The sequence below is a fragment of the Pedobacter sp. AC379 genome (assembly GCF_979258145.1).
On the sequence record NZ_OZ409839.1, the window covers coordinates 1,490,584 to 1,515,509 of the forward strand.

Sequence of the window (24,926 nt, forward strand, 5' to 3'; positions counted from 1 at the left end):
CATGTTTAAAAAGGTTAAAAAATTCCTGAAGGCCCTTGGGCCGGGCATCGTTACCGGTGCGAGTGACGATGACCCATCAGGTATTGCCACCTATTCGCAGGCTGGAGCGAAATATGGCCTTGCAACACTTTGGACAGTGATCATCACATTTCCCCTGATGGCAGCAATTCAGGAGATCTGTGCTCGGATCGGGCTGATCACAACGGTCGGCCTGACCACTACGCTTAAAAACCACTATCCCAAATGGGTACTGTACCTGATGATTATATTCAGTGTTCCCGCTATTGTGCTAAACATAGGCGCTGATATCGCTGGAATGGGCGCAGTGGCACATCTTATATTTCCTGGTATCCATGCCATAATTTTCAGTGTGCTGTTTACCGGGATTCTGCTATTTTTTATCATCTACCTGCCTTATTCAACATTCGTCTCGGTGTTAAAGTATCTGTGCCTGACACTAATGCTTTATATTATCGTTCCCTTTTTTACCAAGCCCGATTGGGCAGCCGTGATGAAGGCTACCTTTATTCCAACTATCAAATGGAACAAGGAGTTTATTGGCATGTTGGTAGCGATTCTGGGAACGACCATATCACCATATCTTTTTTTCTGGCAGACTGCAATGGAAGCTGAGGATGTAAAGTCTGTAAAAAGGCAGATGATGGTCAATAAAAGACTGGTCAGTATCAATGGGGAAAAACTCACAGGCGAGGAACATAAGAAAAAAGAAAACAAACTCCTCGGACTACTCATCAGCAAGATGTCGCTGGACGTGAACCTGGGTATGTTGCTTTCCAACATGATTATGTTTTTTACCATCCTGGCTACCGGAACTGCTTTGTATAACCAGGGTATTCGTCAGATCGATACCGTGGAGCAGGCTGCCAAAGCACTTGAACCCGTTGCAGGGAAAGCATCTTACCTTCTTTTTGCCCTCGGGGTGATCGGAACAGGGTTTCTTGCAATCCCCGTACTCAGCGGAAGCTTGTCCTATATCATCTCTGAGACATTCGGATGGAAAGGCAACCTGGACAGGAAGTTCAATCAGGCAAAGCCATTCTACGCAGTTATTATTGTATCGGTAATTCTGGGCTTACTAATGAACTATATTGGAATCAGCCCCGTGGATGCACTGCTCTACACGGCTATACTTTATGGTGTGACCTCGCCGGTGATCATTGCCATATTGTTGCACATTTCCAATAACCGAAAGGTTATGGGAGAATTTACCAACGGCAGAATTTCCAATATCCTTGGCCTGGCAACATTTCTGCTGATGGCAGTATCGGCAATATTCCTGATCTACCTCCAATTTACCTCATAAATAACAGGCAGCCACAACCTTCGATAAAAACATGAAAGATAAGATTCCATTTCCGGTTCTAATTACAGGCTTAGTTTTTTTAGGTCTGATGGCTATGTTTACGTTTGCCGATACCCATATTTTAAGCTATCTTAAAAACCAAGATGAGCTTCTGCTTTTTCTGGCCAATGAAAAGCATTCTCGTTTCTGGGACCTGGTATTAAAGGAGTCAGCTAGCTTTTGGTTCTGGATACCCTTTTATTGTTTCCTCTTACTAATGCTACTCGCTTATGACCGGGTCAGATTCTTAAGAAAAGTCATTTTTATTCTTATTTATTTATTGGTTTCAATAGGAAGCCTGACGGCTTTAAATAGGATTTTTGGTCATCTGAGGCCCCTATACGACCAATCTTTCAAAACCGAACTTAAAATCAGTATCAATGGTGCGGGTGAGCTTTACGGTTGTCTTCCGATTCCTTCTATTGCAGCAGGTCTCGCGATTCTCATGGTCCTGTTCTTTGGCAGGCGCCATTTGATTCTAAATGGGGTGATTGGACTTTGGGCTTTGCTTTACATGTATAGCAGGGCCTATAATAGCTGGAACTATCCCAGCGAAATTATTTTCGGTGCAGGCTTTAGCCTCGCCCTTGGATATCTTTCCTTTTATGCCTATAACCTTTATTTAAAAAAGAGCTATGCAGGTTAATCAACTGATATCAGTTAATATACTGCTGTTTGCAGTCGTTCCGGTTATTCTGCTATTGATCGGAGGCATGATTGTTACCTGGAAAAAGCCAACAGTCGCGCTGCAGAGTACGATCCTTCACTTCGCCGCGGGAGTGGTCTTTTCTGTGGTTGCAGTGGAACTTTTGCCTGATATGATCAGGATCCATGATACCACCGCAATCATAATAGGCTTTACCCTGGGTATTTCGGCCATGCTAGTCATCAAATGGTATACCGCCAGGCTTGAACTTAAAATGGGCGGATCAAATGATGGAAAGCTTTTGCCATGGGGAATGCTAATTGCAGTAGGCATTGACCTGTTGCTGGATGGGCTTCTCCTCGGGATCGGATTTGCAGCAGGATCAAAAGAAGGAACCCTGCTTGCACTGGCGCTTGCCATGGAATGCCTTTCGCTTGGCCTTGCGGTAGGAACCAGGCTGACCAAACTTGGAAGTTCCAAAAGCAGGCTGATGCGCATCCTTTTGATTTTTGGACTCGTTTTTTTATTGGGAACCGCAGGTGGTTTTTTCATGCTGCATTTTACAGGAGAAAAAGTGTTAGAGCTCGTGCTCTCCTTTGGCAGCGCAGCCTTATTGTTTTTAGTTACTGAGGAACTGCTGGTGGAAGCCCATGAAGAAAAGGACTCCCCATTTTTCACAGCCGCCTTTTTCGCCGGATTTCTATTATTTATGGTTCTGGGACTCATCATTTAATCAATGCCAATGCAAAACGTAAAAAAAATCAGCCAACTCGATGCCCATCATAAGCTTTACATCTCGCTTGGTGTTGCCATTACTGCCCTCGGAATATGCTATGCTGTGGAACTGGAGAATTCGCTCAGGTGGATGATTGCATGGCTTAGTTATGCGCTCACGAGCATCATCCTTGTCTGGATAACGATTCGTTCCGCTCATCCCAGTCAGATCAAACACGATGCCCATGCCCAGGATTCAAGCAGAACATTTATTTTTTTATTTGCCGTTGCCGCTGCTTTCGCCAGTCTTTTTTCCATTATCATGCTGCTGCGGGAGAATTCTGATAAGACTGATCAGAGCATGTTGACGGAGATCATCGTTCCCCTGCTTTGCGTGGTCAGCTCGTGGTGGCTTGTCCATACCGTCTTTACGATGCGATATGCACATTTTTATTACTGTGACATCGACCATGAGAAGAAAGGGAAAGTAGAAAAGCCGGGCGGACTCATCTTTCCTGGCGGGCAAGATCCGGATTACATGGACTTTGTTTACTTCGCCTTCGTGGTTGGAATGACCTTTCAGGTATCCGATGTAGAAATTTCCGCCAAACGTATCCGCAGACTTGCCTGGATGCATGGGGTACTTTCTTTTGCTTTCAATACGGTCATTGTGGCCCTAACAATTAATGTGCTCTCGGGCATGGTTCAAAAATAATTTAAACAACAAAAAATATATAAAATGGCCTGGACAGAACAGAATTTTCCGATGGAAATGAAAGACCTCGACCCAAGGGTGAGAGAGAAAGCACTAGAGATTGCCAATGAACTTAAAAATACAAGAGAAGTAAGCGAACTACATATAGTGGAAGTCGCCATCAACAGGGCTCAGCAATGGTTCATGAACCTTGAGGGGTAATAATAACCGATCAAATACAATATGATTTAAAAAGTGGTCAGGAGTTCAGAAATCTTCGGGCCATTCAAAAGAATTTAATCAAATGCAGAACAAAAGAAACATAAAGGCCCGGCCCGCTGCTGCCGGGACTGGCGGAAACGCCGCAAGGAAGAAAAAGTTGAAAACCCCAAGGACTTCCATATATCGAATGGTTTTTTATTGGATAATGACACTGCTCCTTATGCTTGGCGTTTATTCGAAAGCTAGGCATTTTTTCAGGATCCACTGGAACAAAGATAAAAAGCCAATAACCCAATCAGCCTCCCCCAATCAAAAAACCGAAAAATGATAAGATCTATTTTCATCAAAAGTCGCTACAGCCTCCTGCATTATTTTATGCTAAGTTTTCTTGTCGTCTCCAGTTTCTTCAGGATCATTTTAATCGCGATGTCCTTCAGCAAGGGAGGGCTCAAAACCATAGACATATTTACTGCACTTGCAAAGGGCGTGGTTTTCGATCTGGGGGTGAGTATCTATTTTTGCTTATTTTATGCCGTTTATCTGCTTTGCCTTCCCCAAAAATGGAACGGGTCAGCTTTTGACCGCACCTTTACCAGGATATTATTGTTTCTAATGGTACTGATATCGGTATTCTCTTTCTTTGCTGAATTTACCTTCTGGCTGGAATTTGAAAGCCGCTTCAATTTCATAGCAGTAGATTATTTGATCTACACTTACGAGGTACTGCACAACATCAATGAGTCTTACCCACTCCCGCTTTTAATTGCAGGCGTTGTACTCATTTCCCTGCTATGGAACTATCTCATGCGTGCAGCCTTCAGGATCAGTTTCCGTTCAGTTACCCCTGTTCTCCACAGGTTTTTATTTACCCTACTGATTGTTTTGATGGCAATATTTTATGGCCAGAAGGTGGACAATTCCTGGGCCGAGCGTAGCAGTAACCGATATGTAAGCGAAATTTCCAAAGCGGGGATATATTCATTCATTGCAGCGTTCCGCTCAAATGAGCTGAACTATGACCAGTTTTATCCCATGACATCAGAGATGGTCGCATTTAATACCACAAGAAAAGAGCTGTCATCTCCATTGGCAAGATTTATGCCAGGGGAAGGTTCGATTCGCCGAATCGTTTCCAATGGCAATGGCCAAAGCAGATCGAACGTGATCATGGTGGTAATGGAAAGTTTTAGTGCGGATTATATGGGAACCTTTGGTAATGCACAGGGACTTACGCCAACACTTGATACCCTCGCAAAACAAAGCGTTTTATTTAAGCGGATGTATGCCACTGGCACACGAACGGTACGCGGTATGGAAGCGCTTTCCCTAGCCCTTCCGCCAACCCCTGGAAACAGCATTGTCAGAAGAGAAAATAATGCAAATCTAACCACCATTGGAAGTATATTTTCTAAACGCGGGTATTCAACTTCTTTTTTTTATGGTGGGGATGGCTACTTCGACAATATGAATCAGTTCTTTGGTAACAATGGATACGAGATAACCGATAGGGGCCGAAAACTAACAGTGGGAGATACCTATAAGGTAAAACGAACGATCCTAAAGGATGATCAGGTTGCCTTTGAAAATGCCTGGGGCATTTCTGACGGGGACCTGCTTTCTGCAGTGATCCGTGATGCGGACAAACGTTTCCAGACAAAAAAGCCGTTCTACGATTTTGTGATGACCACATCCAACCATCGTCCTTTTACCTATCCCGGAGGAAAAATTGATATCGCCCCGGGAACGGGGAGGGAGGGGGCCGTGAAGTACACTGACTTTGCCATCGGTGAATTTTTAGAAAAAGCCCGGAAAAAACCTTGGTTCGACAATACGATATTTATATTCATTGCTGATCACTGCGCTGAAAGTGCAGGGAAAAATGAAATCGATATCTCCCGGTACCATATTCCCGCTATGATCTATAATCTTAAAGGACAGGTCCCTTTGACAATTTCAGCCCTCTGTTCTCAGATCGACCTCTACCCAACCTTGTTTGGATTGCTCAAATGGGATTTCCAGGGCAATAACTATGGAATGGATGTACGCTCAGTAGCCTATCGCCCAAGGATCATGCTGGGGACCTATCAAAAACTTGGCTATCTCCGCAATGACACGCTTGTGGTACTCAGCCCACGAAAAGCCCCCCAGAGTTATAGGTACGATTTCACTACAAACGTACAAACGCCCGTAAAGACGCCAAAAAAGATAAGTCTGGAAGCCATCTCGCTATACCAGAGCGCCTATCATCTTTTTAAAAATGGTGGATTAAAACAATAACAATCATATGAACAATTATTTTTTATTGCTAATTGGTTTGTTTTTAGGGATACTGGCGCTCTTAATAGGAAACTATTTTTTCAAGTTAAGAAGGAAAAATGTATTTGATCTGCTTTTGGAGGAGACCGAGGCTTACGTTAGTCAACTCTTTCAACAGCACTGGCATACCGATCTGGTATACCATGACCTCGAACACACAAAGCTTGTAGTTAGCCGAACACGCGAAATTGCTTCGAACTACCGCCTGGACAAGCTCCGTGAGTTTGTACTCTTCGCCGCAGCTTGGTTTCACGACACCGGGCAGCTTTTGGGCAGCCCCGCTGGTCATGAAGAGAGAAGCGTGATTTTAATGCGAGAGTTTATGCTCGATAGAGGAATTGAACTAGATGTTATTTTCGATATAGCGGCTTGCATTCGGGCAACTACAATACCTCATGATCCCAGGAATACGATCCAGGAGATCATCTGTGATGCGGACACCTATAACCTTGGAAACGAGGAATTCCTGATAACTGATGAGAAGGTGGCAAGAGAGGTCAATAAAAGAAGCGGAATGGATTTGACAGAATGGGATAATAAAACACTCAACTTCTTAACTGCACATCGTTTTTTTACTCCATACTGCAGGTCTTTACTGGCAACAGGAAAACAAGCAAATATTGAAACGGTCAAAGCGCGGATAAAGAAAAAACAACACTAAAAAATGGAAATGGAAAACGAATGGGATATAATCCTAAGGCTTCTTGTAGCTTTCATTCTTGGATGCATCATCGGTCTTGACCGTGAAAAACATGGCAGGAGTGCCGGAATACGTACTTATGCCGCGGTGTGTCTCGGCGCCGCACTCTTCACCGCCATTGGCGAGCATATGGGGGACACAGCGGCAGCCTCTAGAATCATTGCCAACGTTCTGGTGGGCATTGGTTTTTTGGGTGCAGGAATCATTTACAAGAATGATCAAACCAACACTTCACAAGGCCTCACTACCGCAGCTACCCTGTGGTGTACCGCGGGAATCGGTGTGGCCGTAGGACTTAACATGTTCCTCATCGCAGTAGCTGCTGCCCTGGGAATCTATTTCTTGCTGAGTCTTCATCACCAGAAATGGTACGTAAAATGGAAAAAGAAATTTAAACATGAGAATGACTCGCATACCGCTGATGATTAAAATATATATAAGATGAGTTTTTTTAGAATATTATTTTGGTTGCTGTTCACATTCCTGCATCCCTTTGCATCCTTTTCACAAAAACCAGGGGATACGTTGCTGATGAAAAAACAGACCCTTGCGGACGGCATAACAGAACACGGCGACTTTAAGATTCGGATGTCACCAATAGTGGGAGCTGCAGCCTCAGCAAGTATAGTTTACGGATTTGTAAAGCTGGGAAGCCACGAACTCACAGACCTTGATATTGCCGCCAGGCAGGAGTTTGCACTTGAGCATCCGCACAATAAGTTTAGGATAGATGACTATCTGCAGTTCGCCCCCGGGGTATTGGCGCTAGGCCTGAGCACGGCTGGCATACAAGGAAGAAATAAAACCATTGACCAGGCCGGGGTCTATCTGCTGAGCAATATCATACTTACCGCCACCTGCCAATCCCTTAAAAGGATCACCCAGGTGACCAGGCCGGACGGATCCAGCAACGCATTTCCTTCAGGGCATACCGCAGAGGCATTCGCATCGGCAGAACTGCTCAGTCAGGAATATAAGGAAAGATCAGTTATTTACCCCATTTCAGGCTATGCTGCCGCAGTGGCAACCGCATATTACCGGATGTATAATAATAAGCACTGGCTCAGTGATGTTGTAGCAGGAGCAGGGATAGGTTTTCTTTCCACGCGGGCATCTTACTGGCTATATCCAAAGATTAAAAAAATCTTTACACAAAAGGAAATCGGGCGTTCAGTAGTAATGCCCAGCTACAGTCACGGAGCAATTGGAGCCGGTATGTTCAGTTACTTTTAAAAACAGTGCGGTTAGAATATAATTTCGTTACCGCTGCAATTTCAAAATAGGTTGCACCGCTGCGCGTAAAGTCAAGCGTAGAATCGCAATAATGCACAGGATGCTGAAAACATCAAGCAATAAACAAAATAAATTAAAAGTAGGACATCTTCTTATAGTACTTGTTAGGCTATAAAGTTACCAAAAAAAGGTGATAAGCACAGGAGATTTCCAGTAAAAATAGATTAAGGAATTCATGAGAAAAAATAAAAAGAACCCATATACCCAAGCAGTCCCTCTCCATGTCTCTGGCCGAAGAAAAATGCTACTCAGGGTGTTGATTATAGCGGCAGTGACACTCTTTACAATACTTTTATGGTTCATGGCCTTGATATCCCCTAAAGGACATGGGCATAAGGGTCGTATTGAAAGTAAGTCAGTTCCAGGTTCAAATCGATCGCGGTTGAAAGCAATGTAAATAAATTCATTATGAACTTCCGCCTGGTCTACACCGTTCTTTTACTTGCATTCAGTTTCCTGCTGGATCAGTGCCTCGTGCTCGAGAATCCACACAATAAAATTTCACAGTATAATCAGCGTGCTAAACACGGTGCCGGGGAGTTTGAAACTGTCCTGCATGCCATCATTTTATCTTCAAGCCATCAGGAAGTTAATCAGGAAAAAGATAAATTTAGTTTCGACACTTTCAGAACACTCAACCATCCGTATTTTTTTCTGACCTCCCACCTGTTGCAGGCGAAACCGGTTCTCCAAAATTCCTCAATACGTACTTATTTTCTTAAATCTCCCTGTTTTCGAGGACCACCGAAATCCGTTTATAATACTTTGGCCGGCCTCTCTGACTTGCAAAGCATGTCTTAAGGAGAACTTTCAAACCCCTTGCCGCGGCGTTACTGGCCAATATTACTTTTTACATAACTGTTTACCCGAACAGCAGGCCTAATGTTGCCTGCCGTCTAAATCTTTTTTACATGTCATGCGAAAAAACCTAACTGCCGGCCTATCTCCAGCTGTTTTTTATATGCTATGTGCTATCCTGGTCATTCGTGTTATTGCTGTGTTTTCAATGGGACCAATGCCGCAGGATGCGTATTACTTTTTTTATGCCAGCCACCCCAGTCTTTCCTATTTTGACCACCCTCCGGCCATTTCCTGGTTAATCAGGATTTTTACAGAAATTTTTGGCAAAAATCCAACTGCCATTAAGCTCGGGGATTCGGTACTCACCGTTCTTACCTCCATTGCCGTTTTCAATCTGTCACTTCGGTTCTATCCTTCAGGTCAGTCAAAAAAAGTAATTGTGCTATTTTTATCCACCTTAATGGTAAGCATCCTTTCCTTGATTTCCACCCCGGATACCCCGCTGCTTTTCTTCTGGGCACTTGCCCTTTGCAAAATCCATGATGCAGTGTTCAGAAAAAGAAAAATAGACTGGATTTATGCCGGTATACTTATGGGACTCGCTTTTGATAGCAAATATACAGCCGTCTTCCTTCCTGCAGGAATGTTCATTTTCTTATTGTTTTCCTCCTCAAACAGGAAACAACTTCTGACCATATGGCCCTGGCTATCAGTGTTGCTGATGATAATGGTTTCTTCACCGGTGATTATATGGAACTGGAATAACAACTTTGCATCTTTCGCTTTTCAGGGTACAAAACGCATGAATTCTGTTTCTGAACTTCAGTTTAGCCCAAGGTTTATCTTTGGTCTCTTTGGCCATCAACTCGCGCTGCTTATCCCTGTCGCTTTTGCCTTTTTGTTTCGCGCTACTTATCTGATGTTCAGCCTGAAAGAAAAAGGTAGATTCAAGCTTTCTGCAGGGCAGATCTTTTTGCTCGCTTTCTTTCTGCCCATTTTCATGATTTTTCTCTCGCTCTCGCCTTTTTACTGGGTAAAGATTAACTGGATGATGCCGGCTTATATCACAGGCATTATTCTGGTAGGTGGGATAATCCCGGACCGTTGGATAAAGATTCAGCTTATCATTTCACTGATTATCCATGCAGGGCTTTTCGTGGAGATAGTATTCTATCCCGTACCGGTTCGTTCAGATGATACATGGGTAGGATGGGAAGAACTCCATAGGAAATCACAAATCCTTAAAACACAATATAAAGCCGACTTCATCTTTTCTGCTGACAGTTATAAAACATCAGCTGAACTCAATCTCTTAAGCCGGGAATTTATATATGGGCAAAACGTGATCGGCGAGCACGCACTACATTTCAGCTACATTGGAACGGATCTTTCCAAGCTAAAAGGTAAAAACGCAATATTTCTGGATTCAGAGCCATCGTTTAAAAACCTGGCAAGGAAAGCTGGAGATCCACCTGCAATAAATGGCCATTTTACAAGTGTCAGGCAGCTCCGGCCAATTGTAATTTTCAGAAACGGAAGACCGGTAAGAAAATTTCTGGTCTATTTCTGCCAGAATTATATCCCTTGAAGAGTCGGCTAAATCAAATGCCAAACACCAATTAAAATTCTTTTTGCAAAACGAAACAACCATAAAATGAATTTGCAAAGTGAAAGCGGAAACTATATATTTATTTGGATAATAACAAAATATCAATCACTGCACAACGTGCATTTCATGCTAAATAGACAAAATAAGAACATGCTTATAAATAAAAAAATATCAGTGCTATACTTCTTTAGGTTAATAAAATGGGATATCATAACAATTGGAATATATGCCATAGTTGCTGGAACGCTCGATCATTATGGTTTCTTCGAACAAATTAAAATCCCTTTGGCGCTTTCTGCCTTTGTGGGTACGACCCTTTCGCTCTTGCTTGCTTTCAGGACCTCGCAGTCTTATGAACGCTGGTGGGAAGCAAGAGTGGTTTGGGGCGCAATAGTGAACGATAGCAGGACACTGATAAGGCAATTGACCCTATTCCTTCCAAAACACAAGGATAGAGCTGATTTACTTGAATCATTTGCGACTCGTCAGGTGATCTGGTGTTTTGCGCTCTCAGAGTCGCTGAGGAAGACTGCTCCTTCTACAAAAGTGAAGAATTATTTTATCAAGCATAATCTCAACAGTGAAAACCAAGCAAATTTATTACTCATCCGCCACAGCTCAGCGCTGGCCTCGGCCAGTGAACGTGGTCAGATGGATCCCAACAAAGTTGTACAAATCGATTCCACCATTGCCCGCCTGTGCGATTCAATGGGAAAATGCGAACGAATTAAAAACACGATCTTTCCACGCTCATATAGTGTACTCATTCATTTTCTGATCTATGTCCTAATGACTATTATGCCTTTTGGACTGGAAGATGAAACACCAGTTGTAGAAATAATGTTGATATTTCTCGTTCCGATTCTCTTTATTATGATCGAAAAAACAGCAATCATTATGCAGGATCCATTCGAAAATGTTCCCACCGATACGCCGATGACAGCAATCTGCATGACCATAGAGCGGAATCTGATGGAGATGATAGAACACCCACCGATGGCGCAGCCAAAAGCTGATAACACATACTTTATTATGTAATGGCAATATCAGGAATTTTCTACAGATATTAGATGGTTTATTTTATTGGATACAAAACTGCCAAGGCCCCTATTCAGACAGGGATACTGATAATAGATGAGGTTGATCTTTACAAACCTATTACTTTGATAGTTAATAAGTGGAAAGGAATATCGGCTCGCACATTCCTTTCCAAACTGCCATAATTAACTTTTTTTTGTGTTCTTATGTTCATCATCGTTATGGTGTTCAGCCTCAGAATGGTGTTCTTTCTCTTTGTGATGTTCCATTTCATTCGCATGCTCAGGCCCTTCATGATGCTCTTTGTGGGGGTGATGCTCCTGATGTTCATGGTGTTCCGGATGCTTTTGACTCTCTTTTTTTGAATTTTCTGTGTTCATGACTTTAAATTTTAGTGATTAAAAATTATTTACCAGAGCGCTTGATTTTAGAGGTGTTTTTGAGAAAAAAAGTGTCAGCAAATGCTTTCATCACCCTATCTAACTGGATGGTAGGAAAGTGATGGCTTTTTGTTGATAAGTTTATTGCGTTGAGCTTACGTATACCTTTATTTATTGGTAATTCTAACCTCCATCGGCCAGCCACGAAGACTTTGTTTGTTGGATGACCGTCATCATCGAATAAAGAAAACCCTTTCCAGCTTTTTAATTTTTGAATTGTGTTTGCCAGTAGTACATCAGAGGCCGAAAGCCCGGTTTCCAGGGCTATAGCCAAATTAATATTATCCCTGTAGCAAAATCGTATAGTATGAAGGTATAGGGCAGCCGGAATAACAGTTTCCACATTTTTCATTATAAACTGATGTTTTGTTATTATAAAAACAACAGTGAAGCGAATTAGTTTAAAAAATGTTGATGTATTTTCGTGCGAATGGGAAGACTGCTGCTGACCCTTGGTACTTAATCTATAACCAAAATAGTGCAACGAAAAAGTGTGTCTTCCAATCTGTGAGGCATTGTTACTCACGTTTTATCATGACTTATATAGGAGCGCCGGCAGCTATTTATGTATGGTGAGCGTCAAGTTTGATAATATCGGTATAGCTGTAAAGACTTTCTGTTAATATTGATTATTATTCTCCGGCCTTTTATTTTATTTTTGTGTGAATGTTTCTTTTATCAGTATTTTGAAACCTATGTTCGAAAGTTATTTTGATTTTTGTCTGGTTACACTAAAGTTATTCCGGGCAGGGTAAAAGATAGAAGTAAAATAAAAAACTCCGATAAAATAGATCGCCACAGACTTACATTTTCAATTCCTGGAATGAAGTAAGCCATTGTAGGCCAAAGACGCTGTTTGACAATACCTCTGCCGTACGCTTCTCAGTACCAAGGCTTCGAATCGGATAGGTTGAAACTGAAGATAGACAATGCACAGCACCTTGTTATCAGAGTAATATTTGGCATGATACATGGAGAGGTTTATCACTGAAAAAGTACAATAAAAAATCATATTATGAAGGACTGTTGCGAAAACGATGATATTAAGGCAGAAGCACCGAAAAATAATATTCGGCAAACTGCTCCAGCTTATAAGGCGGAAGCCGGCGCGCTTCATATTAACGAAGATAGCGTTGCGGATCATGATCGCAAAACGGGTGCCGGTGATAAGCCACAATGGCAACAGCATCTTGGACTGCTATCGGGCCTGGCGATATTGATATGCGTTCTGGTGATGGACTATGGATTTAATATTAAACTTTCTAGATGGGTTTCATTAGCCGTCAACAGTATCGCCTATCTTCTCGCTGGATGGGGAGTACTTGTTTTAGCTTTTAGAAAAGCGATAAGGGGGGATATCTTCAATGAGTTTGTGCTGATGAGTGTGGCAACCTTAGGCGCATTCTTTATAGGGGAATATTCCGAAGGTGTTGCTGTAATGGTCTTTTACTCAATTGGTGAATGGTTCCAGGATGCAGCAGTGGACCGTGCGAAAGCAAGCATAAAAGCCCTGCTGGACATAAGGCCCGATAAGGTTACCGTAATCAGAGATGGGAAAGCTGAGCTCGCTGGCTCTGCTGATGTAGAGCTCGGAGATACCATACAGGTGAAAGCTGGTGAAAAAGTTGGATTGGACGGCGAGCTACTCTCAGAAAAAGGATCCTTTAATACCGCTGCATTAACTGGAGAGAGTCGTCCTGACAGTAAATATAAAGGTGAAACCGTGCTGGCAGGAATGATCAATATAAACACCGTCTCAGAGATCAAGGTAACTGCACTGTTCAGGGACAGTAAGCTTAGCAGGATTCTGGAAATGGTACAGGATGCATCCTCAAGAAAGTCGCAGACGCAGCTTTTTATTTCAAAATTTGCAAAGATATATACGCCCATAGTTTTCTTTTTGGCCTTAGCGCTAGCGCTGGTTCCGTATCTGTTTGTTGAAAATTATGTCTTTAATGACTGGCTTTATCGCGCGCTGGTATTTCTGGTGATCAGCTGCCCATGCGCACTTGTCGTATCTATTCCTTTAGGATATTTTGGCGGGATTGGCCTGGCTTCGAAAAATGGGATTCTATTCAAGGGAGGTAACTTTTTGGACGTAATGACCAAGATAGATACCATAGTAATGGATAAGACGGGAACATTGACCAAAGGGGTTTTCAAAGTTCAAAAAATAGTGCCCTCAGGGCTTGCCGAAAAAGATTTAATCAGACTGGCAGCAATTCTGGAAAAGAATTCAACCCATCCCGTTGGACAGGCAATTATTGAATATGCAGGAAAGGACGCAAGCGAGGGCACTGCAACTTCAATTGAAGAAATATCCGGACACGGACTTAAAGGAGTAGTAGATGGAAAGCATGTGCTCGCAGGGAACCTTAAGCTACTAAAAAAATATAAGGTGGATTTTCCAAAGGATGTTGAGGAGATCTTAGATACCATTGTTGTGATCGCGGTGGATGAAAAATATGCCGGTTATATTACTATAGCAGATGAAATAAAAGAAGATGCGGGAGAAGGTGTTAAGCAGATGCAGGCCTTAAATATAAGGACTGTTATGTTGTCCGGCGACAAAAAAGCTGTAGTAGATCAGGTTGCAAACAGACTTAATATTGACTATGCTTTTGGCGATCTTTTGCCTGAAGGAAAAGTAGAAAAGATGGAGGCTTTGATAAAGGAGGGACGCCATATTGCTTTTGTGGGCGACGGGGTAAATGATGCCCCTGTAATTGCCCTGGCCGATGCGGGTATTGCCATGGGTGGGCTTGGAAGTGATGCAGCCATTGAAACGGCTGATATCGTAATACAAAATGACCAGATAACAAAGATTGTTTTAGCTTTGAAGATAGGCAAGCTGACCCGTAACATCGTCTGGCAGAACATTATTTTGGCAATGGCAGTGAAGATCGCCGTGCTCTCTCTTGGGGCCTTCGGTGTTGCGAATCTCTGGGAGGCTGTAATTGCAGATGTGGGTGTAGCTTTCTTAGCTATTCTCAATGCAGTAAGAATACAGCGTAAAGAGATTGGGCAGTAAAAACCTGTAACGCATACGATGTAGAGCAGCTCATGCGGCACTTATTACCATGCAGAGTCCTATTGTGAATCCAAACAGAGCATCGATAACATTATTTTGGCGCCTGATTGAGAGTACCGCCAATGCATACCAAACAGTACGCGACTGATTTTACAGTCCAGAAAATTTGTGTCGATCTAAAAGTTTCCCAAAGTGCGGGTCAAAGGAAACAAATTGCCAGGTCAGTCACCTCCAGAAATGGAATCCGTAGATAGGCTTCTTTGGCACCTTCTAACAAATGGTGGGCAGGGTCAAGAAATATAGCTCTAATTGGGGCATTCCCAATACTCAAATTACTTTATTGCATCCTCATTGGCATCCATTTATTCGTTTAGGTTAAAAATTCCTAGGAAGATAAGAAAAGTTCGCAGTCGGTTTGTTAGCCTGTCTCTGGGTACTCGGCAGCGGTTGCACCCGCTATTGACGCAGGATGGTTTTTCAGTTTTGCTACTCATCCACGAAATCGTGTTTTTGGGACACAAACCGTCCATTCCCTGGGGTTTGTTGATAAATGCTGCCTGCTGTGGCCTCTCAGATATACATCGGGAAATCCTCTTTAGATTCCGGCTAAAATAGATGACAGAATTAAAAATAGGTTGATACACCTAACTGGAATGCTCCGGTTCTGGCAGCCGGGTTTCCAAGAATATCCTTCTGCCACTGTTTTCGGTAGGAAAACCTCAGTACAGTCTGTTGCCTCGGCCTGAAACTGATGCCGGGCATTACGCTGAAAAGCTCATCACCAATATTCCCACCGGTCTCCCTGAATTTCCCTACATTCCAGTCCACATAATCTACCCTGCAGGCTAAACTTACAACAGAATGCTGCCAGCCCAGAATCGTTTTTTTGATCACAGGTTGAACTATATCCATATATCCCCCCATCTGACGGCTCCCGAACTGCTGGGAATAGGTATCGGGAACATCTACCCTGATCCATGCCCACTCAGCGGTGATGAAGGTCTTAAGTTTGGGAAGTGTCGTGTTAAAGTCTATGGCAAAAACATTTAGCCTGCGTTTGTCATCGATAACAATCCCGTCCGACCGCCATTTATTGTAAACACCCCCCATATAGGATAGGCCGAGTTCGCCTATATTGTTCCTGCGTACCGCAACTTTTCCCGTTAGAAGCGGCTGCCCGCTTGCAATTTCTTCAAACCTTTCCGGATTCCTTTTTGAGGCAGCCAGAGAGGTTCTGTTTTCAGGGTTTGCAATAATGGAATCGTCAAAGCTGCTTGTGGCATATAACTCGTAGCCCAGCATCCAGTCACCGCTATAGTTCTTGCCATAAATCCCGAATCCTGCACTGCTCCAGGTTGCAGGCAGCATCTGTGTCATGGCGATCGGACGGTCGGTGAATTCCCATTTAGGACCGTCATGGTTCTGGTTGAATGCACCAATGGGATTCAATATCATTCCACCCCTTAAATTAAGCAAGGGGTGCAATTCCAGATCCAGCGCAGCAAATTCAACCGCTATCTCTTTTTCAGCAGGTTCAAATTCGATCTCGGAAAGGAACTTGATGCGCTTGGAAATGGTTGAGGCTACAAATAGCGTCATTCTTCTGAACTGGAACTGCTGTCCTTCAGAGATCCCCTCTGTACCCTGATACTGCCAGTTGGCCTCCATATATCCGCCCACCGACACCGGAAGTTTTCCCACGGCAATAAAAGGCCGTTCATAAACTGCATCCATGTTGAGTGAGTTTTTTGCGGTATCACTGGGTTTGGCCCTTAAAAGTTTCGGGTCGATCTGGGCAAAAGCCATCTGACCGATACCAATAGATATGATAAGCGTAAAGAGTTTTTTCATACTGCCTTCAGTGAAATTTTGATCCTGGTTTTTTCTATGGTAATGGGGAAAGTTCTTAAGTTTGCTTCTGCCGGACCATTTGTCATTCTGCCCTTATTGTCAAATTCACTTCCGTGGGCCGGACATTGAAGCCTGTCTCCGAAAGGCTGGAGCTCGGTTCCCTGGTGGGTGCACTGCATCCATAGTGCAGAATAATTCAGTTCATCATGCCGGTAGATACAGATGGGATATCGGAGCAGGTCATTGCTGACTACAATGTATCTTTTGAACTGGACATTTTTTCCCTGTCTGAGTTCAAAGTCCTTCATTTCTACGACCAGGTTATCCCCTGCAATCTCGCCCGTCGCCGGCACCAGGCTGCTGCATCCACTGATCAACGTGGTGATCCCAAGGCCTCCAAGGCAGGCCATTCCACAGCCTTTTATAAAATCTTTTCTTTTCATTTCTATAGTGATTCTAAAAATCTCAGCATGGCATTTTTTTCTGCCCCAGACAGCTGGTTGAACCTGTTGCGGCTTGCAGATGCCTCTCCTCCATGAAGGGTTACCGCCTCTTCGATGCTTTTTGCCCTTCCGTCATGCAGCAGATGATAAGATCCCCCCTGCGAGTTCATCGAAAGTCCCAGTCCCCATAGCGGCGGGGTTCTCCATTCGGAGGTTTTTGCCGATCCTTCCGTATAACCATCGTCCAGCCCAGGCCCCATATCATGGAGCAACAGGTCGGTATAGGGATGGAATTCTTTGTTGGACAGAGCGGCCACCGGAGAAAAACCTGTTTTTAGGGTAGGCTTGTGACAGCCTGAACAGTTAATCTTTTCGAACAGTTTCCTGCCAGTTTCAACTTCCGCATTCCCCGCATCGCGCTGCATGGGTGCTTTTAGCGTCTGTAGATAAAACACCACGTTATTCACTGTAAGTGTGGGGATTTCAGGGTCAATCACCATCCGCGTATAGGCATCCACAGGATCAAAGCTTGAAGTTATCCCGATATCCTGGTTGTAGGCATTAACAGTCTGGTGGAGCAGGTTATATGCTGCCGCCTTTTTTCCAAAACGATGGATATATTTTTCCTTCAGTGCAATAGCGTTGTTAAAGGCCTGAACATATGACGGAAGCACTGCGTAATTTGGGACACCAGAAATGCCGTCATTATCCAGATCCTGGGGGTCAGCCATAGCTAGTATATCTGCATCAGCTACCAGTTCGAGAAAGCCAAGGCCGGTATTGGCAGGCGGTGTAAATTTTGAAAAGGTGGCCCCTGATGGGATTTGCTCAGGTTTGTACCCGGGAATAGCCCTGTTCTGCAGTTGTGGGCCTCCCTGGTCCAAAAATTTATTGCCTGTTTCATCGTTCTGCCCGAAACGGACCAGCGTAGTGAAGGGATGGCCTTTGCCGTCACCCGCATGGCAGCTTCCACAGCTGGTTGCGACAAAGCCAGGACCAAGGCCATTCGCAGGAGTAAATATCTCATTGTTAAAGGCCGCATCTCCCAAAGCGAAACGTCTGAGCTGGTCATAGCTGAGTCCTTCCACCGGGCCATCAAGAATTTCATCCTCTTTTGGAGAAGAAGGGATTATCTTCTCACAGGACACCATTATAGCAACTAGGCTCATAAGTGAAAGCAGGACAATGGGTAATCTTTTCTGCATGTTATCTGATTTTTTGTAAATCTAATAATAAAAATAGAAAAGGCTAAAAATAAATTTAGATTTATCTAAAATATATTTTAGATCTGCCGTTTTTTTTGTGTCGTTCTGTCACTGTCTCACGCTTGAGTGTTTAGGCGTTGATCATTTCAACCGAACCTGCTTAAAGAACATTATATCTTCGCAGTACTTTTACGCCTGGTGCAGAATGCTGCGAATCGTTTCGTTTTGGAAATTAGAAACCGATTTCCATCTGACCGTGTGGGTGAAAGCGCTATACGAGAAAGGCATTTCTAAAAGATAGAATAGTTTTGTATTTGAAAGCGAAAACGAGGGCTTTTTATTTAATCTGGGAGAAAGGTAACTGGTGCAAAACGGAAAAAAAGTTACAGTCATTGTCTTGTGAACAATTCACGATAGCCGCCATACCGTGGGGATTAGCATTTTTCAGAAAAATAGTAATTGAACTAAATGAAACTAGCGTTCACTAAGGCAAGATGTGCAATGAGTTTAGAAATAGACACGGGGACTGAACGGTGTCCATATCCCCGATATCTAAATTAACGCTCTCAAGGCTAAGATAGCATTCCATTGTATGGAATCAAAATCCTCATCACCAATGTTATCTCACTTTTTAGTTGGTCGACTTTCAAACCTTATGAAAAAAGTGAAACTTACAAACTTTAGAAGCAGGCTTCTTAAAAGTTTCCTTAACTAAAGACTTCTGGTTGAAGATTGGCATGTATCATCACTGTTTTTTAGGCGGGTGGGGGGTATTGACATAGCTAGTTTTATCAAAAGTGGTAATAATTTATCCTGATTTTAGTAAAAAGGTTAGACGCAGAGAACGCAGGCGACAATTGTATTTCCCTAACTGCAGAGAGCACCCATACTTTTGACGAAAATATTCTGAGAGAAGCTTTGTCCTAGCCAAAATATATTCTTGAGCCAATAAAAGCTTTCTTTTCAACCCTATAATTTTATTTTTGTATATTGAGAAAAGCTTTCCGAGGAAATATAGTGGTAGGAAAATAATGTTATGAGTGCAAATAAAATAACTCTCGCCTATGCGGAAGATGAGCGCTGGTTTCGGGAACCAATGGTAGAAATGTTGGTCGAAAGTGGCTTTGATGTCATTGGCGCTTTTAGTGATGGCAGAGAGCTTCTTACTTTCTCAGAAAATTGCTCGACTTTGCCTGATTTGTTTTTAACGGACCTGCGCATGCCCAAATTGAATGGTCTTGAGTTGACAAAAGAAATTTTGAAGAAATGGCCCCACGCGAAAGTGATTGTCCTAACTTCAGAGATAGAAAACTTTTACATAGAGGAGGCAAAGAAAGCTGGCGCTGTATGCTTTTTACATAAAATTATCGACTACAAGAATATCAAACACGCCCTCTTGGAGGTTCACCAAACTGGAGCGACGACCTTCGGGAAACTGAATTTGTAATACCTGTCCCGATTTCCTGTAAGCAGAGGGCTTTAAGAAAGATTTGCTCGTAAGTAATTCAGAATAAATGAACTACTTTAGTTTGGGGTTATTTGGGTTCATATTTGCACAAGACTTGCACATTTAGTATTTCTGATTCTCTAGATTCAATCTGGGGAAGCTCGAACTTTTTTTTAAGTATTGCAATAAAATAAAAATTTAGAGAGCACTGGTGAATAAGTTTGTGGGCACGACAGGAAAATGAAATTTTCTAAGTGTTTTTATATATTAGTGATGAAATTATAGTGCAGGTCACCTCAATCCCGAAAGTCTACCATTCAATTATTTTGACGCGTGATCTAAGTCTGCTCCCAAATTGGTCTTGATCTTTTCTCTGAATGATATACTAAAATAAGGTTTTGGACCCGTAAAAAAATAAAAACAGTCACGGCATTGATTGATAGTCCAGCAGCGATCAATAAAATTCATTTATTGTTAAGCCATATTTTTTATTTTTGACATATAGTTGTTGAATATATAAGTTTTTTCGTTGCCAATTTTTAAACGCATCAATTTTTAATGAATGAATGAACGAACAAGAAGAAGTGATGGAGTTATTTAAAACACTTTGTACTGCAGATATCCATTTCTTTCCTGCAAAAGGAAAAGTGGACGTAAGTAATAAACATGGTGTTTATATTGTATATAGCGCAGACAATTGTGTTTTACATGTGGGAATGACCCCATATGGGAAGGATGGGCTCAACCAAAGACTTTATAATCATATTTCAAAAACTGGGGTTTTTTATAGGGAATATTTAAGAAAAAGAAATATTTCACTAAGAGGTCTTTGTAAATTTCGATTTCTGGAAATAGAGGAGCCTAGGACTCGAGCCTTGGTAGAGGCCCTTGCGGCAGGGTTGCTTTGTCCGGAACATTTTGGAACAGGCATCAGGAGATTGGACAAACAGGTGTAATCTTTCTACAATTACCTTTCATTAGACTTTGCAAAATTGGTAACACGATTGTACTAACAATGTTCTAGCAAAACAAAATTCTTTGAGTTATATTTGAAAAACGGCGTTAACTTGTTTGCCGCCTTTATAGTATGATACAAACGCTCTAAAATGTTTCAGCCTAAACTAACTCAAATATCAGAAATACAGGCGACAAAGAAAAATAATGGCGTTGCTGCGTTCATTGGAGCAGGTTGTTCTGCTGCTCTAAAAATCCCGCTGTGGTCGCAAATGCTAGTAGAGCTAAACAATCTTTTTCCATATTACCAATCAGCAGAAGCAGTGGAAGCAGATATTCAAAACGTTGGATTTTATCGAGTAGCTTCAAACATATATAAAAAATCGCCGGGAGAAAGAGAATATCAAGATGCGCTGAGAATGCATGCCAATCCCCTCTTCATGTTATTTTACTTCGTTGCATTTGGAAATACTTTATATGACGAATACTATCGTTACTACAAACTACGATAAGAGTTTTGAGAATGCACTGGATTCAATATCTCGTTACGGCGATGAAAATTCATGCAAATATAATTCAAGTACTCTTGCAGGATTCGACATGAGAGGCTTGGGAGATAGAAGGCATATATATCATATTCATGGGGATAAGGATAAGGCAAACATGATGATCACAACAGAGTCTTATCAAAAATACTATGGTGATAAATTCTCAAGTTTGTCAAACTTAGTGAGTACAGTTTTTTGGACATTTCCAACAATCTTTATTGGCTTTAGCTTTGACGATACCGAATTTGTGAATCTTTTGGAACAAGTTATAGTAGTAATCTCCAAGGAGAAAATTGAAGCTGCTCGAGAACCTATTAAACATTATAGTATTATGGCAGCGGAAAATACCATTGACTACATTTTGAGTAGTGAAATTGATAATAATTTTATCGAGGCCTTTGAAAATCAAGGAATATTATCTACAGACAATAGAGGAGCGGATAGGTTTATATTTACTCATGATGCTCCGAGTCTTATATTAGGAACAAATCTGAAAGAAGAAGAGAAGGACACACTCATCAACAAAGCGAAAACATTATTAAATAGAAAAAACAAGCTTGATCTGTTTAAGACCTTGAATATAGAAGTCGTAACCTTTGAGTCTGGTGCCTATATACAAATAGAAGAGATATTGCAGGCAATAAATAAAAAAGTTGAAACAGTTGCAGCGACATTCCAACCTAAATAACGTGGAAGAAACAATTAGAAATATCAATAAACTAGATCGCATTTTTCCAAAGGAACTTGCCGATAATATAGAATTTGTAAAATCGCTGGTTGATAAAGATATTGAGTTATCATATTTAAACAGAAAGATCAGCACTTCATTCGATAAAGCCTGGTTTATGCACATGGTTGAATTTGGCGCCTTCGATTTCCAACGCATACCGGGCCCGAAAACTTTCGAAAATAACGGCACGTTAAGCAAAGGATATTCAAACTGGGAGGGCGCATTTCCGATCATGACTGCATCGAATTTTGCATTGAAGAATAGTGACCAAGAGTTATTTGATGTACTGAGACGTATTATTAAAGATTATATAGAATTTTCGTATTTTAATAAGGCTAATCCAGATCGCAATTTTATACCCGACCATCATTTTAGCATTTTTATTCTTCAACTGCCCTTAAAATGGATTGATGATATGATGATTGCATTTATTAAGGATTTTGGATTGGTGACAGATAAGTTGCTCATTAGTGCGAAGCTAACTGAGGACTTCTTTAAAAGATTGATTTATGAAAAGAATCAAAAATTGATATTTTTCTTTTTAGACTTGTTCTTTACGCCTATTAACACTGAAAACTTTTTCAAGATGGGAGCGCGAATTGATGAGTACCACCTCAAAAACTTCGAAGAGGAACATCACAGGGCACTTCATGAACTTTTTGATGGGAAAATGACTTCTTGGAGCATCGATAAATTAACAAGCCTTGCTGAAGAACATCCATCATATTTCCAAAAATTCAATATTGTTTCTCTTGAGGACGATATTCAAAATAACGACTCTGATGGTATAAATTTTACATTGGTTAAATTTGTAATTGATCTTATTGAACTAGAAGAAAAAGATTCTAAAATCACTATCGTCGAGCATATGCTTCGCTCAAATGTCGATATTAACAAAAGAATAGGTTTTTATTTTGTAGACAAATATTTTGGAAAGTTTAGCGATCTTTTTTGGAAACAGGAAGGCAACCCGCTTACAATATCAGAAAGTAAGCTTGAGATATTTCGGCTAATCAATAGGCATGTTTCCGAGTTTTCTTCGGAAGAAGTAGAGAAAGTTTTAGGCTGGATTGGTAACTTTAAAGTACAAAATGAAGATAATCAGTCACAAGAAGATGCTGAGAGATATGAATCGTACCTGAAAACTGAATGGTTTCAAGCGCTCGAACCAGCGGCAGAAAAATTCCCAAAAATAGCGGAACTGTACCAAAAAGCAACCTCAATTTCAGAAGGAAATGTGAAATCGCATCCAGGTTACGATAGTTACTTTAGTTTCAAGAGTGGGGGAGATGTTAGTGAAGAGCGCATAAATGAATTGGATGAACCCGAGCTAATGACATTCTTGGCCGATCAACAACTCTGGAATGGGTACAATAAGTATGGATTGGACCAGGATTTTGGACAGTACGTTATTGTGAGGAAAAGTAGGGTGTTGAAAAATCCTTGGTCCTATAAAAATCTTCCAATATCTTTCCTTTATAAATTCAGTGATAGTTTAAGAGCATTAGCTGAAAAATCGAAAAGTGATGATTGGGTTGCTTTATTGGATTTTGTTTACCAATACATTCAAAACCCAGAGCTATATGTTTTTGCGGACGAAGGTAATGGCGAGCGAGAATCGGCAATTGGAATGGTTGCTTGGTTCATTCGAAGCTTATCAGAAAATACTAACAGGGAAATGTCGGAGGAGGAGATAATGCTTGGCGTTGCAATTCTTATCCGAATGGACAATGAATATACAGCTGTGTACGAACGCACCGATGATGACCAGTTTCATGTGGTAAATTCAACCAGAGGCAAAATCTATGATGGAATGATTAAGTTATCACTCCGTTACGCTAAAACATCAACGGCAGATCAGCGTTGGATTCCTGAAATTAAGAACCAATTTACGCATCGGTTAAAACAAGCCGAATTTTATGAGTTTTTCTGGATTTGTGGAATGAATACTCCGCCAATTAGCTATTTGGATATGCAGTGGATTCAGGAAAGCCACAAACAATTGTTTTCGGACAATGATAATGGCAATGCAGCTTTTTCAGCCTATCTACTATTTTCGCGCCAAGTGTATGCAGACTTGTTTGGATTATTAAACGACGAATATCTGCGTAGGATAGCAACTTTCAAGAAACCCAGTACTGTCACCAATATGCTAATAGCGCACATTATTACCGCATTTCTAAATGACATGAGCGGCGCTGAGGCAATGGTTGAGTGTGTTTTTGAACAAGCTGATATTGACCAGCTATCCTACGTAATTAAAGCGGTAAATTTTGAGCCTGGAAATCTAGATCCCAAAAAGCTAATTGCAATTTGGAGCCGTTTAGTAGAACTTGCCGAGTCTGGTGAAGGCCTAACGAATCTTAACATTTCCGAAACACTTAGATTTATAGATCATCTAGCTCAAATAGATGAAACTAGTGAAAAGCTCTTCCTAAAAACCATTCATTTGGCTGATCAAAATACAAGAACCTACTCGCTGGTAGGAGTTCTTTCAAAAAAAATAAAAAGCAACTTCGCTGGGCGCGGGGGCAGAATGTTATTGGCACTGCTTACTAAAATAGATGGCTTTAGCTTAGACGAGGAAAAGATAAATGAAATAATTAGTGTATTATATCAACAAAATGAAATGCATACCGCCGATAGTCTTGTTGCAGAAATGTTAGAAAAGCGGAACTTTAGCGTAGTTCAGATTTATAATCAATACCACACCCAAGGCCAAGAATAGGAAGTAGTACATACTCGTTTTGGGAATATCAAATTTAAAACTCTTTGAGTATATGTTATTTCTGAATGGTAGAAATAATGGATCATAATTTCTTGTGTTAAGTGTCTAGTGTCTTGATATTGTTTCTTAGGACTAATGTTTCCTCTAAAAAAA

At 41.6% G+C, this 24,926-nt stretch carries 24 protein-coding genes; 19 read left to right on the forward strand and 5 right to left on the reverse strand.

Annotated elements, in window-relative coordinates; all coding sequences use genetic code 11:
- The first annotated feature begins 1 nt into the window (after position 1).
- The 13 genes from ACZZZW_RS06600 to ACZZZW_RS06660 all read left to right on the forward strand — a co-directional run bounded on the left by ACZZZW_RS06600 (position 2) and on the right by ACZZZW_RS06660 (position 11,396).
- The gene (locus ACZZZW_RS06600) at positions 2-1,324 is read left to right on the forward strand and encodes an NRAMP family divalent metal transporter (protein WP_039474395.1); all 1,323 of its coding nucleotides are present in this window, start codon (positions 2-4) and stop codon (positions 1,322-1,324) included.
- 31 nt (positions 1,325-1,355) lie between these two features.
- Positions 1,356-2,009, forward strand: coding sequence for a phosphatase PAP2 family protein (locus tag ACZZZW_RS06605; RefSeq protein ID WP_039474392.1), 654 nt, complete (start codon positions 1,356-1,358; stop codon positions 2,007-2,009).
- The gene (locus ACZZZW_RS06610) at positions 1,999-2,742 is read left to right on the forward strand and encodes a ZIP family metal transporter (protein ID WP_039474389.1); all 744 of its coding nucleotides are present in this window, start codon (positions 1,999-2,001) and stop codon (positions 2,740-2,742) included. The genes ACZZZW_RS06605 and ACZZZW_RS06610 overlap by 11 nt, the downstream gene beginning before the upstream one ends.
- Before the next feature lie 9 nt (positions 2,743-2,751).
- Positions 2,752-3,438 carry a DUF1345 domain-containing protein gene (locus ACZZZW_RS06615; protein ID WP_052266086.1) on the forward strand — a complete coding sequence of 229 codons (687 nt, stop codon included), beginning with the start codon at positions 2,752-2,754 and terminating at the stop codon, positions 3,436-3,438.
- A gap of 24 nt (positions 3,439-3,462) precedes the next feature.
- Positions 3,463-3,639, forward strand: coding sequence for a DUF2188 domain-containing protein (locus ACZZZW_RS06620; protein ID WP_167335378.1), 177 nt, complete (start codon positions 3,463-3,465; stop codon positions 3,637-3,639).
- An 82-nt stretch (positions 3,640-3,721) separates the two neighbouring features.
- Positions 3,722-3,967, forward strand: a complete 246-nt coding sequence (locus tag ACZZZW_RS06625; protein WP_039474385.1) for a hypothetical protein — start codon at positions 3,722-3,724, stop codon at positions 3,965-3,967.
- A complete protein-coding gene (locus ACZZZW_RS06630) occupies positions 3,964-5,916 on the forward strand; it encodes an LTA synthase family protein (RefSeq protein ID WP_039474382.1) in 1,953 nt (650 codons plus the stop codon). Before ACZZZW_RS06625 ends, ACZZZW_RS06630 begins: the two co-directional genes overlap by 4 nt.
- A 7-nt stretch (positions 5,917-5,923) precedes the next feature.
- Positions 5,924-6,616 carry an HD domain-containing protein gene (locus tag ACZZZW_RS06635; protein ID WP_052266071.1) on the forward strand — a complete coding sequence of 231 codons (693 nt, stop codon included), beginning with the start codon at positions 5,924-5,926 and terminating at the stop codon, positions 6,614-6,616.
- A gap of 9 nt (positions 6,617-6,625) precedes the next feature.
- Positions 6,626-7,084, forward strand: a complete 459-nt coding sequence (locus ACZZZW_RS06640) for an MgtC/SapB family protein (protein ID WP_231491317.1) — start codon at positions 6,626-6,628, stop codon at positions 7,082-7,084.
- Positions 7,085-7,243: 159 nt separating this feature from the next.
- The gene (locus tag ACZZZW_RS06645) at positions 7,244-7,888 is read left to right on the forward strand and encodes a phosphatase PAP2 family protein (RefSeq protein WP_463492622.1); all 645 of its coding nucleotides are present in this window, start codon (positions 7,244-7,246) and stop codon (positions 7,886-7,888) included.
- 468 nt (positions 7,889-8,356) lie between these two features.
- Complete coding sequence (locus ACZZZW_RS06650) at positions 8,357-8,749, forward strand: hypothetical protein (RefSeq protein ID WP_156131433.1); 393 nt, start codon at positions 8,357-8,359, stop codon at positions 8,747-8,749.
- Between the two features lie 115 nt (positions 8,750-8,864).
- Entirely contained in the window at positions 8,865-10,337 is a 1,473-nt protein-coding gene (locus tag ACZZZW_RS06655) for an ArnT family glycosyltransferase (RefSeq protein ID WP_039474376.1), read from the forward strand.
- A gap of 66 nt (positions 10,338-10,403) precedes the next feature.
- Positions 10,404-11,396: a bestrophin family protein gene (locus ACZZZW_RS06660; protein ID WP_245221938.1), complete on the forward strand. Its 993-nt coding sequence runs from the start codon at positions 10,404-10,406 to the stop codon at positions 11,394-11,396.
- Between the two features lie 185 nt (positions 11,397-11,581).
- On the opposite strand, the gene ACZZZW_RS06665 is transcribed toward ACZZZW_RS06660, so the two are convergent.
- Positions 11,582-11,776, reverse strand: a complete 195-nt coding sequence (locus ACZZZW_RS06665; RefSeq protein ID WP_039474374.1) for a hypothetical protein — start codon at positions 11,774-11,776, stop codon at positions 11,582-11,584.
- 25 nt (positions 11,777-11,801) lie between these two features.
- Positions 11,802-12,188 carry a hypothetical protein gene (locus ACZZZW_RS06670; protein ID WP_039474370.1) on the reverse strand — a complete coding sequence of 129 codons (387 nt, stop codon included), beginning with the start codon at positions 12,186-12,188 and terminating at the stop codon, positions 11,802-11,804.
- Positions 12,189-12,851: 663 nt separating this feature from the next.
- On the opposite strand from ACZZZW_RS06670, the gene ACZZZW_RS06675 reads away from it, so the two are divergent.
- Entirely contained in the window at positions 12,852-14,867 is a 2,016-nt protein-coding gene (locus ACZZZW_RS06675; RefSeq protein WP_082018553.1) for a heavy metal translocating P-type ATPase, read from the forward strand.
- A 624-nt stretch (positions 14,868-15,491) separates the two neighbouring features.
- Here ACZZZW_RS06675 and ACZZZW_RS06680 read toward each other — a convergent pair.
- The 3 genes from ACZZZW_RS06680 to ACZZZW_RS06690 are packed head-to-tail and all read right to left on the reverse strand — an operon-like array spanning position 15,492 to position 18,366.
- Positions 15,492-16,718, reverse strand: a complete 1,227-nt coding sequence (locus tag ACZZZW_RS06680; RefSeq protein WP_039474368.1) for a hypothetical protein — start codon at positions 16,716-16,718, stop codon at positions 15,492-15,494.
- Positions 16,715-17,161, reverse strand: coding sequence for a QcrA and Rieske domain-containing protein (locus tag ACZZZW_RS06685; RefSeq protein ID WP_052266068.1), 447 nt, complete (start codon positions 17,159-17,161; stop codon positions 16,715-16,717). The genes ACZZZW_RS06680 and ACZZZW_RS06685 overlap by 4 nt, the downstream gene beginning before the upstream one ends.
- Positions 17,162-17,163: 2 nt before the next feature.
- Positions 17,164-18,366 (reverse strand): di-heme oxidoredictase family protein, encoded by a 1,203-nt coding sequence (locus tag ACZZZW_RS06690; protein WP_039474363.1) that lies wholly within the window; start codon positions 18,364-18,366, stop codon positions 17,164-17,166.
- A 1,036-nt stretch (positions 18,367-19,402) separates the two neighbouring features.
- On the opposite strand from ACZZZW_RS06690, the gene ACZZZW_RS06695 reads away from it, so the two are divergent.
- From ACZZZW_RS06695 to ACZZZW_RS06715, 5 genes are all read left to right on the forward strand, one after another.
- The gene (locus ACZZZW_RS06695) at positions 19,403-19,813 is read left to right on the forward strand and encodes a response regulator (protein WP_056095195.1); all 411 of its coding nucleotides are present in this window, start codon (positions 19,403-19,405) and stop codon (positions 19,811-19,813) included.
- Positions 19,814-20,379: 566 nt separating this feature from the next.
- Positions 20,380-20,769: a GIY-YIG nuclease family protein gene (locus ACZZZW_RS06700; protein ID WP_463492623.1), complete on the forward strand. Its 390-nt coding sequence runs from the start codon at positions 20,380-20,382 to the stop codon at positions 20,767-20,769.
- Positions 20,770-20,919: 150 nt separating this feature from the next.
- Positions 20,920-21,279, forward strand: coding sequence for a hypothetical protein (locus ACZZZW_RS06705; RefSeq protein WP_463492624.1), 360 nt, complete (start codon positions 20,920-20,922; stop codon positions 21,277-21,279).
- Entirely contained in the window at positions 21,245-22,003 is a 759-nt protein-coding gene (locus ACZZZW_RS06710) for an SIR2 family NAD-dependent protein deacylase (RefSeq protein ID WP_463492625.1), read from the forward strand. The genes ACZZZW_RS06705 and ACZZZW_RS06710 overlap by 35 nt, the downstream gene beginning before the upstream one ends.
- Before the next feature lies 1 nt (position 22,004).
- Positions 22,005-24,773 carry a hypothetical protein gene (locus ACZZZW_RS06715; RefSeq protein ID WP_463492626.1) on the forward strand — a complete coding sequence of 923 codons (2,769 nt, stop codon included), beginning with the start codon at positions 22,005-22,007 and terminating at the stop codon, positions 24,771-24,773.
- Positions 24,774-24,926: the final 153 nt, after the last annotated feature.